The following is a 15,723-nucleotide window of genomic DNA, read 5'->3' as shown; positions in this document are numbered from 1 at the left end:
ATCTGTTATTTGTCGTCGGTGAAAACCGGCGGGCGCTTCTCGGCGCGCGCGGCAACCGCTTCTTCGAAGTTGCCGGTGAGCAGACGGACGAAAAGCTGTCCCAAGCCTTCGGCCTGCATGTGCCCCTCCAGGCTGGCGGCGTCCAGTCCACTCCATAGTGTGCGCTTGGTCAACTCGACGCCGGGCCGGGAGAACGCGGCAATCCGTTCGGCCATGTCGAAACACGTCTCCAGCAGCTGGTCGTCGGGGACCCGGCGGGACACCAGCCCGATCCGCTCGGCCTCCTCGGCGTCGACGTCGCGCCCGGTCAGCATGATCTCGAAGGCCCGCGACGATCCGATCGCCCGCGGCAACAGGTAGCTCAAGCCCAGTTCGCTGGCGGTGAGCCCGTTGTTGATGCCGGCGGCGCGGAAATACGCGCCGTGCGCGGCGACTCGGATGTCGGCGGCCAGCGCCAGGCACAGCCCGCCGCCGATCGCGGCACCGTTCACCGCGGCGATCACCGGCTGGTGCAGCTTGCGCAACGCCAAGATGACGTCGTCCAGAATCGCCATCGAGCGCAGCGCATACGTCGGTCGGGTCAGATCTTGGACGTGGGGCACCGAGCCGGCCGACTTGTGGTCGGCGCCGGAGGAGAAACCCTTGCCGGCACCGGTCAGCACCACAACCCGTACCGCGTTGTCGTCGGTGATGTTCTCCAGCACCTCTTGGAGCGGCACCATGACGTCGAACGCCATGGAGTTCATCCGCTCCGGCCGGTTGAGGGTGACCAGCGCAACGTGCGGCCGCGGGTGTTCGACGAGGACCATGCTCACCGTTGAACGGTAACGCGACGCCTGACCACGATGCGGGCCGCGGGGCGGCCGCGGCTCAGGACTGGTCGCCCTCGTGCGTCGCAGTGGCAGCGTCGACGTCGAAGTCCTTCACTCGCTGAACCAGCTCCTCCAGCGCGGCCGGCGGCAGGGCGCCGGCCTGGTTGAAGATCAACTTGCCCTTCTTGAACGCCATCAGCGTGGGGATGGACCGGATCTGCGCGGCGGCGGCAAGTTCCTGCTCGGCCTCGGTGTCCACCTTGGCGTGCACGACGTCGGGGTGCTTGTCCGCGGACGCGGCGAACGTCGGCGCGAACTGGCGGCACGGACCGCACCAGGACGCCCAGAAGTCGACGAGCACGATGTCGTTGCCGTTGATCGTGTCGTTGAACTGGGCGCCGGTGAGTTCTTGGGTAGTCACGGGCTGTTCAACGAACTGTGCTCCTGCGGTGTTCCCCAGGATCAGGTCAGATGGTCGTAGTCGCCGCGGACCCAGGCAGCGTGCCGCGCGGCCGATCGCTGGACCACGCCGTGTCCGTCGGTGGCGATGGTGTTGGTGTGCAGGCCGTAGATCCGGTCGAAATGCAGCGGCGCCAGCGTGGCGGCCATCCGCTGCACCACCGACGCCGACAGCGGCAGCCGGTTGGGGTAGCTCCGCAAAAATCCGACGGTGCGACGGTCCGGGTTGGGGAAGACGGTGTCCCCGGCCAGCAGCACGCCCCGACCGCCGGCACCATCGGCCCAGCACGCGACCGCGCTACCCGGGAAATGCCCGCCCACCCGGTAAACCGTCAGCGACGGCGTCAGCACCAACGTGTCGGCCCACTGCCGGATGGCCGGGTCGGGCCGCATCACCCAGTCGGCGTCGGCGGCGTTGACGTACACCGGGACCCCGCCCAAGCGGCGGCTCCACTCGACCTGCGCGCCGAACATGTGCGGGTGGCTGGCGACGATCGCGATGACCGGTCCGCGCTCGGCGATGGCCGCCACTGCGTCGTCGTCGACGAAACCGGGCGGATCCCACAACACGTTGCCCGCGCCGGAGCACACCAGCTTGCCCAGCTGCCCGATGCCCAACGTGGGCGAACTGCCGACCGCCACGAGCCCGTCCTCAACGACCCAGACCCGCGATTGCATCCCTTCGGCGACCAGTTGGTCCAGTGTCGCCCACAACTGACCGTCGGACGGGACCCACTGTCGTTCGTCGGCGCAGATCGCGCACACCTCCGATGCGGCGCGATGCTCGACACCGCAGGTTCTGCACAGCCAGAACACGGCTACCACCCTAATTCGACTGGCACGTCGCACGAGGCCGCTAAGGAACTGAGCTCATACTTGTCCCACTCAGCCGTGCAGTGGGTACCCCCCCAAAAAAGCAACGCCCCGATCGGAGAATCCTCATGCCAGCCACCACGCATCGACGTCGAGCGACTCGACTCACGATCCTCGCGGTCGCCGGCGCCACCGCCGTGTCGCTGGCCGCGTGCGGAAATTCGAATAACGACAACGCGGCCAAACCCAGCACGTCGGCGAGCCCGACGGCTTCTCCGCCCAAGCCGCCGCCGCCGCCCCCGCCGCCCCCGCCCATCGGTCATGACGAGGTCGAGGGCTTGGTCAGGTCGGTGTCTGACAACACCATCGAGCTCACTCAGCGAGACCGGACGGCGGCAACGGTGGACTTCACGCCGTCGACAGTGGTCACCGAGCTCGAGCCGGCCACGTTGAGCGACGTCACCAAGGGCAGCTGCGTCGATGTCGAGGCCGCGGCGCCGAGCGGTCCGCCGGGTGGACCGGTCACCGCTTCGGGCGTGACGATCAGCCCGTCCGAAGGCGGCAAGTGCCTTCCGCCGCCGCCCGCAGGGCCAGGTGAAAATCCTGCAGTCTTCGGCATCGTCGACTCGGTTACCGGCAACGCGATCGCCGTCGACAGCATCGATCCCACCGGCAAGCCCACGCACGCCACGGTGAACGTCGCCGACACGACCACGTACAACAAGAACGCGCTCACCAACGCGCAAGCGATCCAGAACGGTAAGTGCATGGCGGCGCTGGGAACCAAGGACGGCGGGGTGCTGCACGCTGGGACCATCGACCTCGAACCATGTCCACCGATGGGTCGCCCGCATCACCACTTCCACTTCCCGTTCCCGATTCCGCACCTGCCCCACTTTCGGCACCACGGCGGCTAACGGACGTTGATCTTCACCGCCACGGCGACCGTGCACACCATCGCGACGATCAAGAGTGCCATCCAGTCAGCCGGCTTCGGCCGCGCCGGGCTTGCCGAGATCTGACCGGCGCCGCCGCGAGCGGTGATCGCGTCGCCCATCTCGTCCGCGCGCCGCAGCGTCACGGTGACAACCGCGACGACCAGATCGAGCAGCTCTCCTGCTGATCGACGGACGCGCGCCCAACGGGTCTGCGGCGTCTGTCTGGGCCGCAACCTGCGAGCGGCTTCGAGCACCCGGAATTCGGCGATCAACATCGGGAAGGCCCGCAACGCGAGCGCCAACGCGACCGACCAGTCGTCGACCGGGATCCGCAACGGTCGCAGCGGTCGACCCAAAGTGGCCAACGCAGGCGCGATTTCGGCCACGTTGGTGGTCCACGACACCATCGCTCCCAGGCCGAGTAACACGATCGACAGCACGGTCAGGCGCACAAAGTCCAACACACCGCCGAGACCGAACGCGACCGCGCCGACGTGAATCACCGGAGCCCCCCCGGCCAACGACGTGACGATACCGCCGATCGCCAACACGATCCACAGCCCGCGCGGCACCGTCGGCAACACGCCGCGCGGAATATGGGCGAGACGCGCCGCGGTCAGCACCACCGCGGCCGTCAGTGCGAGTGCCACCCATCCCGGGTAGATCGTCAGCAACACCGAAAAACCAAACACCGCAACCAGTTTGGTACCAGCCCACAGCTCGTGGATGGCAGAGGTCCCGGGCACCGGGCGCAGCAGCACGACGGGACGTGGCGGGCGGCGGGCCGGGGAACTCGCGGTCACGACATCTCCTAGCGCGCGATCGACGCCGATTGCAGCGCGCCGTCACGCACATGCAGCGTGCGCGGGCACAGCTCCGCCATCCCACCGAAGTCGTGCGAAATGACCACCACGGTCATGCCGGTGTCCCGGCGCCGATCGGCGAGCAGCCGCAGCAGACGGCGCTGGCTGGCGGCGTCCAGCCCCGCCAGCGGCTCGTCGAGGATCAACGCCCGCGGCGAACGCGCCAGCAACCCGGCCAGGACCACACGCCGCATCTGGCCGCCGCTGAGCTGGTCGATGCGCCGCTTCGCCACCGCGGCGTCCAGTCCGACGACGCCCAGCGCCTCGATCACCCGGTCCTGATCGTCCGGCGAGAAGCCGGCCGACGAGGCCACTTCCAGGTCCACCCGGGGACGCATCAACTGCAGCCGGGCCGCCTGGAACTTGATCGCGACCGCGCCGACCTGCTCATCGACCGGACGCCCGTCCAGCCGACAAGAGCCTGCCGTCGGCGTGGTCAACCCGGCCATGATCCATCCCAACGTCGACTTTCCGGAGCCGTTGCCGCCGTGGATCAGCAGCCCGTCGCCCTCACCCACCGCGAAGCTGATATCGCGTAGCGCGGTTTTCGCCCACGGGGTGCCGGCGGCGTATTCGTGGCCGACGCCCGCCAATTCGAGCATCGGCGCGCGGGATTCGTGGCCCACCGCGATCGTCGACACCGGCGCGGCCGCGGTCTCGACCATTGCGGTGTTGTCCAGCGAAGCACTCAAGTTGATCGTGCGCTCGGCGGACTCGGCCTCCTGGGTGTAGTGGGTGACGTACACCAGCGTGGTGCGGTGCCGCTCGTTGAGACCGGACAGCACGCCGAGCAGTGCGTCCCGGCCCTGCTGATCGACCATCGCGGTGATCTCGTCGGCGATGATCAACGCCGGTTCCCGCGCCAGCGCGCCGGCCACCGACAGTCGCTGCAGTTCACCGCCGGACAAGCCACCGGTGTCGCGTTCAGCGAGGCCGTCGAGTCCGACCTCGGTCAGCAACCGCCCGACGTCAGTATGCTTGCCGGGCGGCAACCCCCAGACCACGTCGTCGGCGACCCGCGTGCCCAGCACCTGGCTTTCCGAATGTTGCATCACGATCGCGGTGCCACCGATCTTGCCCAGCCCCACCGCGCCGGGGCGTTCGACACTGCCCGACGTCGGTTCGCGGCCGCTCAAGATCAGCGTCAGCGTGGTTTTCCCCGAGCCGTTGGATCCGGTGACGGCGACGTATTCGCCTTCGTGCACGTCGAGGCTGACCGCGGGCAGTGCGTCGTGCTCGGCGTGCGGGTAGCGGTAGCGCACCTCGTGCAGGCGCACCGGGACCGGCCCGATCGGCCCGCTTTCGCTCAGCGCGTCCAGTTGGTGTACATCGGGAATGCCCCCCAGCCGCGCCAGCACCCGCGACAGCGCCCACCAGCCGATCACCGACGCGCCCATGATCGTGACGACGGCGTATCCCAGGACGAGCAACTGCCAGTGATCGAGTGCCTCGGTGAAGAACCGCTTGACGTCGTGCGCGGTCGGCTCCTGGTGCGGCACCAGCTTGATCAGCGAGACGAATCCGTCCCCGGTGGCGGTGATCACGCGGAACGCCAGCTGACGAACCCCGGTCAGCACCGTCAACGCCAGGATCCCGGCGACCCCGAGGACGACACCGGCGGTACCGGAGAGTAAGAGCACGGTCGGCGTGCCGCGCTCGCGGCGTTTGACGATTCCGGCCAGCCCGCCGACGTAGGAGAACAGCGCGACCGTCAGGAAGCCGCTGAAGCCGGCGACCAGGAAGCCGATCACACCGGCGGCGACCGCCGCGGTGATCGGCACCCGGAAACGGTCACGGTAAGCCAGTAGCCCGATCGGCACGGTGCCCAACAGGCCCAGCCAACCTCCCAGCGGAACGACGACGGCGATGATCGCAATCGCCGCGCTCAGTGCGCCCATCACCGATGCATGGGCCAGTTCGCTGGGTCGTAGCGATCGCTCCCGTTGGGGCGGGAGCGCCGGGCCGGTCGCACTCATGTGTTTCCACTATGCCATTCACGGCGCACGGACTCGGCCGCACACCGCCGGGCCGCGTAAACGCCGTTATTTCTTGCCGAGCCAACCTCGTTCAAATGGCAACCGCCAGGCCCGCGGGGCGATCAGCGGATGCACGGCGTTGGGACCCCACGAATCGATGTCGTAGCTGCGTACCGGTGGTGGGTCCTCGAGTAGGGGCGCCGAGACCTCCCACAGTCGCTCGATGCCTTCCGCGGTGTTGTACAGCGTGTGGTCACCGCGCATCGCGTCCAGAATCAGTCGCTCGTACGCCTCGAGGACATCGCCGGCGTGGCCGGTTTCCTCCATGGTGAACTGCAGACTGAGCTTGTCCAGCTTCATGCCCGGCCCCGGCCGCTTGCCGTAGAACGACAGCGACATCTTGGACACGTCGGCCAGGTCGAAGGTCAGGTGATCCGGGCCCTTCTGTCCCACACCGGATCCCGGCGGGAACATGCTGCGCGGCGGCTCGTGGAAGGCGATCGAGATGATGCGCTGGCCTTCGGCCAAACCCTTGCCGGTGCGCAGAAAGAACGGGACACCCGCCCAGCGCCAGTTGTCGATCTCGCATTTGAGCGCGATGAACGTCTCGGTGTCCGATTCGACTGCCACGCCGGGCATGTCGCGGTAACCGCGGTACTGGCCGCGCACCACGTGGTTGGTGTCGAGCGGCCGCATCGAGCGGAACACCTTTTTCTTCTCGTCGCTGATCGCGTTCGACGACAGTTCGGTGGGCGGTTCCATCGCGACGAAGGCCAGGATCTGGAACAGGTGGGTGACCACCATGTCCTTGAATGCACCGACCGCTTCGTAGAACTGGGCGCGGTTTTCGACGGTGAGCCGCTCGGGAACGTCGATCTGGATGTGGTCGATGAACTGACGGTTCCAAATCGGCTCGAACAGCCCGTTGGCGAACCGGAACGCGAGGATGTTCTGGGCGGCTTCTTTGCCCAGGAAGTGGTCGATCCGGAAGATCTGTTCCTCGTCGAATCGCTCATGGAGCGACTTGTTGAGTTCTCGCGCGCTTTTCAGGTCGACACCGAACGGCTTCTCCATCACCACCCGGGAACCCTTCACCAGGTCCGCCTTGTGCAGGGTGTCCATCACCGGCATCACCGCTGTGGGCGGCACGCTCAGATAATGCAGGAGGCGGGCTTCACCGCCGAGGGCCTCGGTCTGCTCGGCGACCGCACCGGCGAGGGCTTCGGGACCGCCCTGCTGGGAGACGAAGGTCAAATTGGCGATGAACTGCTCGAACGGTGCGCCGGAAGCCTCGCGGTGAGCGAACTCTGTGCAGGCCTTGTGTGCCAGCTTGCGAAAACTGTCGTTGTCCATCTCGTCGAGCGACGTTCCGATGATGCGCATTTCGGGCGCCAGATTCGAGCAGGACAGGTGAAGCAGACCAGGCAGCAGCTTGCGTTGCGCCAGATCCCCGGTGGCCCCGAACATGACGATGACGTGGGGTTCCACACCGTTTGCATCTTGCATTGCTACCGCAGCACCCACCACAATCACGATAGTAACGAAGGCCCGTCGGACGGATACCCCGCGCCAACGAACACAGAGCTCGGTGAAATATCGGCCGAGTTCACGACCGACTGATCAGGGGATCCCCACGAAGCCGGGTTCAACCTGATACCAGCCCGCCGAGTCCGAGTACGCCCATCCGCACGGGGTGAGTTGCTGATGCCCCTCGTTGTTCGTCACCCAACACTTCGGTCCGTTCGGGTCAGGTGAGGGCTTTGGGTCGGGATCTGCGGAGACAAGTCCGCTTCCCAGCAGCGCGGCAGCTGCGCACACACCAGCGGCAATCATCTTTTTCATCATCAGCCGCCCCCTTTTTAGCGTTATCTATAGTGTGCGGGCTACCGCTGACCGGCGCCGCTTCGTCGACGGCGAGAGGTGATTCTTAACCGGCACTCGACTGAGGTCTGCCGTCGACTCCGCCGCCCCGGGCCGGTCGGTCAAGCCGAGATTCAGACGGTGAAGCCCAGCGCGCGCAGCTGATCACGGCCGTCGTCGGTGATCTTGTCCGGGCCCCACGGCGGGTTCCAGACCCAGTTGATCCGCAACTCGTCGACCAGACCGGGGCCGATCAGCGCGTTGCGGGACTGGTCTTCGATGACATCGGTCAGCGGGCAGGCCGGCGAGGTCAGCGTCATGTCGACCACCGCGACGGTGCCCTCGTCGGCTTCTTCGAGATTCACGCCGTACACCAATCCCAGGTCGACGACGTTGATACCCAACTCGGGGTCGACGACATCGCGCATCGCCTCTTCGATGTCGGCCAGCAAGTCGTTGTCCGGTGCAGCGGTTTCGCTCATTCTTTGATCTCCTCGACATCGTTGGAAGCTTGGGCCAGCGCATCTTTGAACGCCATCCAACCCAGCAGTGCGCACTTCACCCGGGCCGGATATTTCGCGACGCCGGCAAACGCCACGCCGTCGCCCAGCACGTCCTCGTCGCCCTCGATATTTCCGCGTGACGACACCATCTCGGTGAACGCGGTGACGGTCTTCAACGCCTGCCCGACGCTCTGGCCGATCACCTGCTCGGTCAGCACCGAGGTGGCGGCCTGGCTGATCGAACAGCCCTGTCCGCCGTAGGACACGTCGGCGACGGTGTCCCCGTCAGCCGACAGCGCCACCCGCAGGGTGATCTCGTCGCCGCAGGTCGGGTTTTTGTGGTAAACCTCCGCGTCGAACGGCTCGCGCAGCCCGCGGTGCTGCGGATGCTTGTAGTGATCGAGGATCACTTCCTGATACATCTGCTCGAGACGCATGTCGGCTCACGCCCTTCCGAAGAAGTCGATGGCGCGACGCACGCCGGCGACCAGCCGGTCGACCTCGTCGAGGGTGTTGTACACCGCGAACGATGCACGCGCGGTCGCCGCCACATCGAATCTGCGGTGCAGCGGCATCGTGCAGTGGTGGCCGACCCTGATCGCGACGCCGTCGTCGTCGAGCACCTGGCCCACGTCGTGCGCATGCACACCGTCGACGACGAACGAGACTGGTGAGCCGCGGTTTTCCATCGACGTCGGCCCGATGATCCGTACTTCGTCCATTCCCGCCAGCCCGTCGATCGCGGCGGCCACCAGTTCGCGCTCGTGAGCTTCGACCGCGTCCATCCCGAGAGCACCGAGATAGCGGGTCGCCGCGCCCAGCCCGACGACCTGGGACGTCATCGGCGTGCCGGCTTCGAAGCGCTGCGGCGGCGCGGCAAAGGTGCTGGCCGCCATCGACACCGTTTCGATCATCGAACCGCCGGTGAGGAAGGGCGGCATCGCGTTGAGCAACTCGGCGCGGCCGTAGAGCACCCCGATTCCGTTGGGGCCCAGCATCTTGTGGCCGGAGAATGCGGCGAAGTCGACGCCGAGGGCATGCACGTCGACCGGCTGGTGCGGCACCGACTGGCAGGCGTCCAGGACGGTCAACGCACCGACCGCCTTGGCCCGCGCAACCAGTTCGGCAACCGGGGCGACCGCACCGGTCACATTCGAGTGATGGCTGAAGGTAACGACTTTGACGTTCTTGTCGAGCTGAAGCGAGTCCAGATCGATGCGACCGGCTTCAGTCTCTCCGTCGGTGACGCCGTACCAGCGCAGCGTGGCCCCGGTCCGTCGGGCCAGCTCCTGCCATGGGACGAGGTTGGCGTGATGCTCGAGCTCGGTGGTGACGATGACGTCGCCCGGCCCGATCGCCCTCTCGAAGCGGTTGTCCCCCAACACGTAGGACACCAGGTTGAGCGATTCGGTGGCGTTCTTGGTGAACACCAGCTCGTGCGCGTCGGCGCCGACGAATGCGGCGACGTCGGCGCGGCCCTGCTCGTAGGCGTCGGTGGCCTCCTCCATCAGCTGATGCGCCCCGCGGTGCACCGCGCCGTTCGAGGTCGCCAAGAACTCGCGTTCCGCGTCGAGCACCTGGATCGGGCGCTGCGACGTCGCGCCGGAATCCAAGTACGCCAACTGATTTCCGCCGCGCATGACGCGGTGCAGGATCGGGAAGTCGGCCCGGATCGCCGCGACGTCGAGCGGCGCGGGACGAGTGGCCGAGACCGTCATGTCAGGCCCCCGAGGCGGCCGTCTGGGCGAAGCGCTCGTACCCGCTTTCTTCGAGTTCGTCGGCCAGCTCCGGGCCGCCGGACTCGATGATCCGGCCGCCGACGAAGACATGCACGAACTGCGGGTGGATGTAGCGCAGAATCCGGGTGTAGTGCGTAATGAGCACGATGCCACCACGCTCTGCTTCGGCGTACCGGTTGACGCCCTCGCTGACCACCCGCAGCGCGTCGACGTCCAGACCGGAGTCGGTCTCGTCGAGGATCGCGACCTTGGGTTTGAGCAGTCCGAGTTGCAGGATCTCGTGGCGCTTCTTCTCACCGCCGGAAAAGCCCTCGTTGACGCTGCGTTCGCCGAAGGCCTGGTCGATGTCCAGCTCCGCCATCGCGGCCTTGACCTCTTTGACCCAGTGCCGCAGCTTCGGCGCTTCGCCGCGAACCGCGGTCGCGGCCGAACGCAGGAAGTTCGACATCGACACACCGGGCACCTCGACCGGGTACTGCATGGCCAGGAACAGGCCGGCGCGGGCCCGTTCGTCGACGCTCATGGCCAGGACGTCTTGTCCGTCGAGCGTGATAGAGCCCGACGTGACACGGTATTTCGGGTGACCGGCGATCGCGTAGGACAGCGTCGACTTGCCAGATCCATTGGGGCCCATCACCGCATGCGTCTCGCCGGAACGCACGGTCAGGTCGACGCCGTTAAGAATAGGGATGTCGTCGCCGTCCGTGGCGTTCTCGACGCTGACGTGCAGGTCTTTGATTTCCAGAGTTGTCATGAGGCGGTACTTCTCGATTCCGTGATGGCCAGTTCGTGTTCGATGGCTGTGGTCATGCGTTCGCGAATTTCGGGGACCGCGATCTTGGCGATGATCTCGTTGAAGAAGCCACGGACCACCAGTCGGCGGGCCTGTTCCTCGGGGATGCCGCGGGCACGTAGATAGAACAGCTGCTCGTCGTCGAATCTGCCGGTGGCACTGGCGTGGCCGGCTCCGACGATCTCGCCGGTCTCGATCTCCAGGTTGGGCACCGAGTCGGCGCGGGCGCCGTCGGTGAGCACCAGGTTTCGGTTGACCTCGAAGGTGTCGGTGCCGGTGGCCTCGGCCCGGATCAGCACGTCTCCGATCCAGACGGTGTGCGCGTCCGGACGGTTCGAGTCCGGATCTCCTTGCAGCGCACCGTTGTAGAGCACACGGGACGTGCAGTCCGGCTGAGCGTGGTCGACCAGCAACCGGGATTCCAGGTGCTGACCGTCGTCGGCGAAGTACAGGCCGAGCAACTCGGCGTCACCGCCGGGTGCGCCGAACCGCACGTTGCACGCCATCCGCACCACGTCGCCACCGAGCGTGATCGCGACGTGGCGCAGCACCGCGTCTTTGCCCAGCCGGGCGTGGTGGGCGCTGACATGCACCGCGTCGTCGGCCCAGTCGGCGATCCAGACCACCGTCAGCCGGGCCGCGTCACCGACGACGAATTCGACGTTGTCGGCGTAGGTTCCGCTGCCACGATGGTCGACGACCACGACCGCTTCGGCGAGCTCGTCGACGCGCACTTGCAGATGCCCGTAGGCCACCGCACCCACACCGGGTCCTTCGACCGCCACCTCTATCGGCTCGGCGACCCGCGTGTCGCGGGTGACGGTGACCACGGTTGCGCTGTTGAATGACGAAAAGGCCTGTGCGGCAACACGATCTGCGGGAACGCCAGCCTGCCCTAGCCGCTCGTCACCACGACGCACCGTCTCCACCCGCACGCCGGGTGTTTCGCCGACGGCGATCTTCGCGGACGCAGTGGCATGCGCCGACCCGTCGTGCAGGCCGTGCAGCCGTCGCAGCGGGGTGAACCGCCAGATCTCGTCACGGCCGCCGGGAACCTCGAACGCGTTGACGTCGAACGAAGCGAACAGCTCACCCTTGTTGGCAGCGGCGAGGGCCGAACCCTCAACCGCCTCGGTCACATTCGTCACTAGCCGACCGAGCCTTCCATCTGCAGCTCGATCAGCCGGTTGAGCTCCAGCGCGTACTCCATCGGCAGTTCCTTGGCGATCGGCTCGACGAAGCCACGCACCACCATCGCCATTGCCTCGTCCTCGGTCAGGCCGCGGCTCATCAGGTAGAACAACTGGGTGTCGCTGACCTTGGACACTGTCGCCTCGTGACCCATCGTGACATCGTCCTCGCGGATGTCGACGTAGGGGTAGGTGTCGCTGCGGCTGATCGTATCCACCAGCAGCGCATCGCATTTCACGCTGGACCGCGATCCGTGCGAGCCCTTGTTCACCTGGACCAGGCCACGGTAGGACGCGCGACCGCCGCCGCGGGCGACCGACTTGGACACGATGTTGCTCGACGTGTGCGGCGCCAGGTGCAGCATCTTGGCGCCGGTGTCCTGGTGCTGGCCCTCGCCGGCGAACGCGACCGACAGCACTTCACCCTTGGCGTATTCGCCGGTCATCCAGACCGCCGGGTATTTCATCGTGACCTTGGACCCGATGTTGCCGTCGACCCATTCCATGGTGGCGCCCGCCTCGGCCCGGGCCCGCTTGGTGACCAGGTTGTAGACGTTGTTCGACCAGTTCTGGATGGTCGTGTAACGGCAACGGCCACCGGGCTTGACGATGATCTCCACCACCGCCGAGTGCAGCGAGTCGCTCTTGTAGATCGGCGCGGTGCAGCCCTCGACATAGTGCACGTAGGCGCCCTCGTCGACGATGATCAGCGTCCGCTCGAACTGGCCCATGTTCTCGGTGTTGATCCGGAAATAGGCCTGCAGCGGGATGTCGACGTGCACACCCGGCGGGACCATGATGAAACTGCCCCCACTCCAGACGGCGGAGTTCAGCGCCGAGAACTTGTTGTCGCCGGCCGGGATCACCGTGCCGAAGTACTTCTGGAAGAGCTCGGGCTGTTCACGCAGCCCGGAGTCGGTGTCCAGGAAGATGACGCCCTGAGCCTCCAGGTCCTCGCGGATCTGGTGGTAAACCACCTCGGAGTTGTGCACAACCAGACCCTCGGCGATGAAGTTGTGCGGGCCGTCGACCTCGACGTCGTACACTGGCTCCACGGCATACGGTTCGATGGACGTGACCCGCTCGAAGCCGAGCCAATCGTTACAGTGCACCCGGATCGTCGTACCGTGCGCCCCAATGGACGAGTGCATGTAGCGACGGCGACCAAATCGGTCCGTCCGCTTCTTGTTTCGGCATCCCAGCTGTTCAAAGTCGCCGGATATGCCCAGCCGCCAAGCGATCTGCATGCGTTCAGGCGCGTGCCGATACGGCTGGATAAACGACCAGGGGCCGCCCGCACGCAACCCGGAAAGCTCGGCTAGCTCGCGAGCCTGGCCGATCAGAGGCTCATTCGCGCACGTCAGAAGGACCGACCCGCTGCTTGCCGGTCCCACGTAACCGTCGGCGTCAACCCAACCACCGAGAAAGGCAAGTCGCTGATCGCGCGGCAATCCGTAGACCCAGTCAGGAACCCGCTTGGTCAGTGACAGACCGCCGAAGCCCAGTTCGACGACCCACTCGGTCAGCGCCCTGGAGTTCACAACCACGCGGTACTCGTCGGCTTCAATGCAGCGCAACCCGAACAGATCTTTGATGACGCGGGTCAATTCGGCACGCAACTCGACATCGGTGGCGGGAATCGCGAACTGAACCCGATAGGTCTTCGTCGATAGATGCAGATTGCCATCGCCGATGTACAGACCCAACAGCCACATCAGGTCGACCGAACTCGCCGCAGGAGTTGTCAGCCCGTTAACACTCGGAAGTTGCGCTGCCACACCGAAATTAGGGACAGTTCGCGGTACCGCGATGAAATCACCGGGCTTGATCTCGCCTACCGTGACCCAACGCCGTGCGTAGCGGGCACGCTGGCGACCGTCTTTGCGCTCGTCACGCAAGACCAGCATCGGGTGGTTGTCGGTCGCGCGAATGCTGCGCCGCGTCGTCTTCACGGCGTAAGTCAACCGCGTGTCAGTCTGCGCCGACGCCTTGACAGGCGCGACGACGAACCGCTCGGCGTCCTCGTCGTAGGCGAACACGCGATCGCCAAATTCGACTTCCTTGATCGGTATCTGGCCACGGTTAGCCGTCCACACCAAGGTGTCACCAGCGAGGCACTCGTACTGGGCGGCGACGCCGGACACCAATCGCTGCTTTTCGGCCTCCGGGATGCCCAGCCGGTCGTAGGTGTTGCGGATGTCCGCTGGCAGGTCGTCCCAGGTGGCGGCCTGCTTCTCGGTGGACCGCACGAAATACTTGATGTTGTCGAAATCGATGCCGTCGAGGTTGGATCCCCAGTTCGGCATCGGCTTGCGCCCGAAGATGCGCAGCGCCTTGAGCCGGTATTCCAGCATCCACTCCGGCTCGTCCTTCTTGGCCGAGATGTCGCGAACCACCGCCTCCGACAGCCCGCGTTGCGCGCCGGAACCGGCCACGTCGGAGTCCGACCAGCCGTAGCCGTAGCGGCCCAGCGAGGCGATCGTCTCCTGCTGGGTCAGCGGTGCGTCCAACTTCTGGATCTCAGGGGTTGTCGTCATCTACGACGCTCCTCGTGTGCTCGTAGTGGCTTCGACGCGGCCTGGGCGTCGAAGTTCAGTCGGTCTGGCTTCACTCGCTGCCAGCGGAACGTGGGTGGTGCAGGCGAAGTCGCCGTTGACGATGGTCGCCAGCCGCTGCACATGCGTCCCGAGCACCTCCGCCATCGCCTGCCGCTCGGTTTCGCACAACTCCGGGAATTCCTCGGCGACGTGCGACACCGGACAGTGATGCTGACAGATCTGCACACCGTGGATCGGGCCGCCCACTTGGGTGGTGGTCGCGACGTAACCAGCTTTGGACAACGCCCCGGCGATGCGCTCGGCGGTGGCCTCGATGTCTTCGTCGGCGTCGGAATCGGCCGCTTCGACGCCGGACAGGATCGTGTCGATGCGCTGCCGGGCGAAATTGCGGACCGCCTCGTCGCCGCCGATCTCGCGAAGTTGACGCATCGCCGCCGACGCCAGGTCGTCGTAACTGTGGTCCAGCTTCGCGCGACCGGTCGCGGTCAGCCGGTAACGCTTGGCCGGGCGTCCCCGTCCGGCCTGCTGCCACGCAGCGGCGGGAGCCGACTCAGCCTCACCCGTGTCGATGAGGACGTCGAGGTGGCGACGTACCCCGGCCGCAGACAAGCCGAGCTGCTCGCCGATCTGTCCGGCGGTGATAGACCCGGACTCCAGCAGCAGCCGCACGACGGCGCTGCGGGTCTGACCGTCATGCGCCGCCGCGGCAGCTACGGCTTCGGCGCCGTGAACGGAGGGCGGGAATTTCACAACACCAGTGTGACGCAATTCCGATGACCGGTCTAGGAAGGCTACCCTATGCCGAGGGTGCGCTGATCATCCCTGACCAGTTCCGCGGGTCGCGCTGGGTTTGATTGCACGGGCTTCTCCTCATCGCGCTGCGCGCTCTGCATCGTCGCCGCGCGCGATCGCCGCTACGCTGCTCGGATGGCAGACCGCCACCACTCGCTGAGCTCGTCGATCGCCAGCCTCCATGGCGACGAACTGGCAGTGGGCCAGCCGTTGAACGACGCCGAGGAACGCGCGCTTCGCCGAACCCGGGTGTTCGGCGCCACCGGCACAGTCCTGATGGGCATCGGAGCGCTGGGAGCCGGGGCCCGGCCGGTGGTCCAGGACCCGACGTTCGGGGTCCGGCTGCTCAATCTGCCGTCGCGGATCCAGACGGTGTCGCTGACGATGACCACCACCGGCGCGGTGATGATGGCGCTGGCCTGGCTGA

General features: G+C 66.4%; 13 protein-coding genes and 2 pseudogenes. 2 read left to right on the top strand and 13 right to left on the bottom strand.

Annotated features, from left to right (window positions below; translation table 11 throughout):
• Nucleotides 1–5: 5 nt before the first annotated feature.
• The 3 genes and pseudogenes from ABDV69_RS09285 to ABDV69_RS09275 all read right to left on the bottom strand — a co-directional run.
• Nucleotides 6–833 (bottom strand): annotated as a pseudogene (locus ABDV69_RS09285) (enoyl-CoA hydratase); the annotation flags it as partial.
• A gap of 37 nt (nucleotides 834–870) precedes the next feature.
• Nucleotides 871–1,233 (bottom strand): thioredoxin, encoded by a 363-nt coding sequence (trxA, locus tag ABDV69_RS09280; RefSeq protein ID WP_343573456.1) that lies wholly within the window; start codon nucleotides 1,231–1,233, stop codon nucleotides 871–873.
• A gap of 41 nt (nucleotides 1,234–1,274) precedes the next feature.
• Nucleotides 1,275–2,087, bottom strand: a complete 813-nt coding sequence (locus ABDV69_RS09275; protein ID WP_343573499.1) for an MBL fold metallo-hydrolase — start codon at nucleotides 2,085–2,087, stop codon at nucleotides 1,275–1,277.
• A gap of 125 nt (nucleotides 2,088–2,212) precedes the next feature.
• On the opposite strand from ABDV69_RS09275, the gene ABDV69_RS09270 reads away from it, so the two are divergent.
• The gene (locus tag ABDV69_RS09270) at nucleotides 2,213–3,001 is read left to right on the top strand and encodes a hypothetical protein (protein ID WP_343573454.1); all 789 of its coding nucleotides are present in this window, start codon (nucleotides 2,213–2,215) and stop codon (nucleotides 2,999–3,001) included.
• On the opposite strand, the gene ABDV69_RS09265 is transcribed toward ABDV69_RS09270, so the two are convergent.
• The 10 genes and pseudogenes from ABDV69_RS09265 to ABDV69_RS09220 form a co-directional block, all read right to left on the bottom strand.
• Entirely contained in the window at nucleotides 2,998–3,825 is an 828-nt protein-coding gene (locus tag ABDV69_RS09265; RefSeq protein WP_343573452.1) for an energy-coupling factor transporter transmembrane protein EcfT, read from the bottom strand. The two genes, ABDV69_RS09270 and ABDV69_RS09265, sit on opposite strands and share 4 nt — an antisense overlap.
• 8 nt (nucleotides 3,826–3,833) lie before the next feature.
• The gene (locus ABDV69_RS09260) at nucleotides 3,834–5,861 is read right to left on the bottom strand and encodes a DUF2232 domain-containing protein (protein ID WP_343573451.1); all 2,028 of its coding nucleotides are present in this window, start codon (nucleotides 5,859–5,861) and stop codon (nucleotides 3,834–3,836) included.
• A gap of 66 nt (nucleotides 5,862–5,927) precedes the next feature.
• Nucleotides 5,928–7,367 carry a glucose-6-phosphate dehydrogenase gene (gene zwf, locus ABDV69_RS09255; protein WP_343573449.1) on the bottom strand — a complete coding sequence of 480 codons (1,440 nt, stop codon included), beginning with the start codon at nucleotides 7,365–7,367 and terminating at the stop codon, nucleotides 5,928–5,930.
• A 488-nt stretch (nucleotides 7,368–7,855) separates the two neighbouring features.
• Complete coding sequence (locus ABDV69_RS09250; RefSeq protein WP_343573498.1) at nucleotides 7,856–8,173, bottom strand: metal-sulfur cluster assembly factor; 318 nt, start codon at nucleotides 8,171–8,173, stop codon at nucleotides 7,856–7,858.
• A gap of 7 nt (nucleotides 8,174–8,180) precedes the next feature.
• A pseudogene (gene sufU / locus ABDV69_RS09245) lies at nucleotides 8,181–8,661 on the bottom strand (Fe-S cluster assembly sulfur transfer protein SufU); the annotation flags it as partial.
• A gap of 6 nt (nucleotides 8,662–8,667) precedes the next feature.
• Complete coding sequence (locus tag ABDV69_RS09240; RefSeq protein ID WP_343573447.1) at nucleotides 8,668–9,942, bottom strand: cysteine desulfurase; 1,275 nt, start codon at nucleotides 9,940–9,942, stop codon at nucleotides 8,668–8,670.
• Nucleotide 9,943: 1 nt separating this feature from the next.
• Nucleotides 9,944–10,717 carry a Fe-S cluster assembly ATPase SufC gene (gene sufC / locus ABDV69_RS09235; protein WP_343573445.1) on the bottom strand — a complete coding sequence of 258 codons (774 nt, stop codon included), beginning with the start codon at nucleotides 10,715–10,717 and terminating at the stop codon, nucleotides 9,944–9,946.
• A complete protein-coding gene (gene sufD, locus ABDV69_RS09230) occupies nucleotides 10,714–11,904 on the bottom strand; it encodes a Fe-S cluster assembly protein SufD (protein WP_343573444.1) in 1,191 nt (396 codons plus the stop codon). The genes sufC and sufD overlap by 4 nt, the downstream gene beginning before the upstream one ends.
• The gene (gene sufB / locus ABDV69_RS09225) at nucleotides 11,904–14,483 is read right to left on the bottom strand and encodes a Fe-S cluster assembly protein SufB (protein ID WP_343573443.1); all 2,580 of its coding nucleotides are present in this window, start codon (nucleotides 14,481–14,483) and stop codon (nucleotides 11,904–11,906) included. Before sufB ends, sufD begins: the two co-directional genes overlap by 1 nt.
• Nucleotides 14,484–15,254 (bottom strand): metalloregulator ArsR/SmtB family transcription factor, encoded by a 771-nt coding sequence (locus ABDV69_RS09220; RefSeq protein ID WP_343573441.1) that lies wholly within the window; start codon nucleotides 15,252–15,254, stop codon nucleotides 14,484–14,486.
• Nucleotides 15,255–15,431: 177 nt separating this feature from the next.
• On the opposite strand from ABDV69_RS09220, the gene mptB reads away from it, so the two are divergent.
• Nucleotides 15,432–15,723: polyprenol phosphomannose-dependent alpha 1,6 mannosyltransferase MptB (mptB, locus tag ABDV69_RS09215; protein WP_343573439.1), on the top strand; the 292-nt coding region annotated here is incomplete at its 3' end.

Source organism: Mycobacterium sp. (assembly GCF_039583785.1).
In the GTDB taxonomy this organism is placed as follows: Bacteria; Actinomycetota; Actinomycetes; order Mycobacteriales; family Mycobacteriaceae; genus Mycobacterium.
The sequence above is the reverse complement of the archived record's forward strand: the minus strand, read 5'-3'. Positions and strand labels throughout refer to the sequence as shown.

Excerpts from the sequence above, each read along its gene's own strand:
- ABDV69_RS09270 (WP_343573454.1), top strand. The coding sequence starts at position 2,213 with ATGCCAGCCACCACGCATCGACGTCGAGCGACTCGACTCACGATCCTC.
- ABDV69_RS09260 (WP_343573451.1), bottom strand. The coding sequence starts at position 5,861 with ATGAGTGCGACCGGCCCGGCGCTCCCGCCCCAACGGGAGCGATCGCTA.
- zwf (WP_343573449.1), bottom strand. The coding sequence starts at position 7,367 with ATGCAAGATGCAAACGGTGTGGAACCCCACGTCATCGTCATGTTCGGG.
- ABDV69_RS09240 (WP_343573447.1), bottom strand. The coding sequence starts at position 9,942 with ATGACGGTCTCGGCCACTCGTCCCGCGCCGCTCGACGTCGCGGCGATC.
- sufC (WP_343573445.1), bottom strand. The coding sequence starts at position 10,717 with ATGACAACTCTGGAAATCAAAGACCTGCACGTCAGCGTCGAGAACGCC.
- sufB (WP_343573443.1), bottom strand. The coding sequence starts at position 14,483 with ATGACGACAACCCCTGAGATCCAGAAGTTGGACGCACCGCTGACCCAG.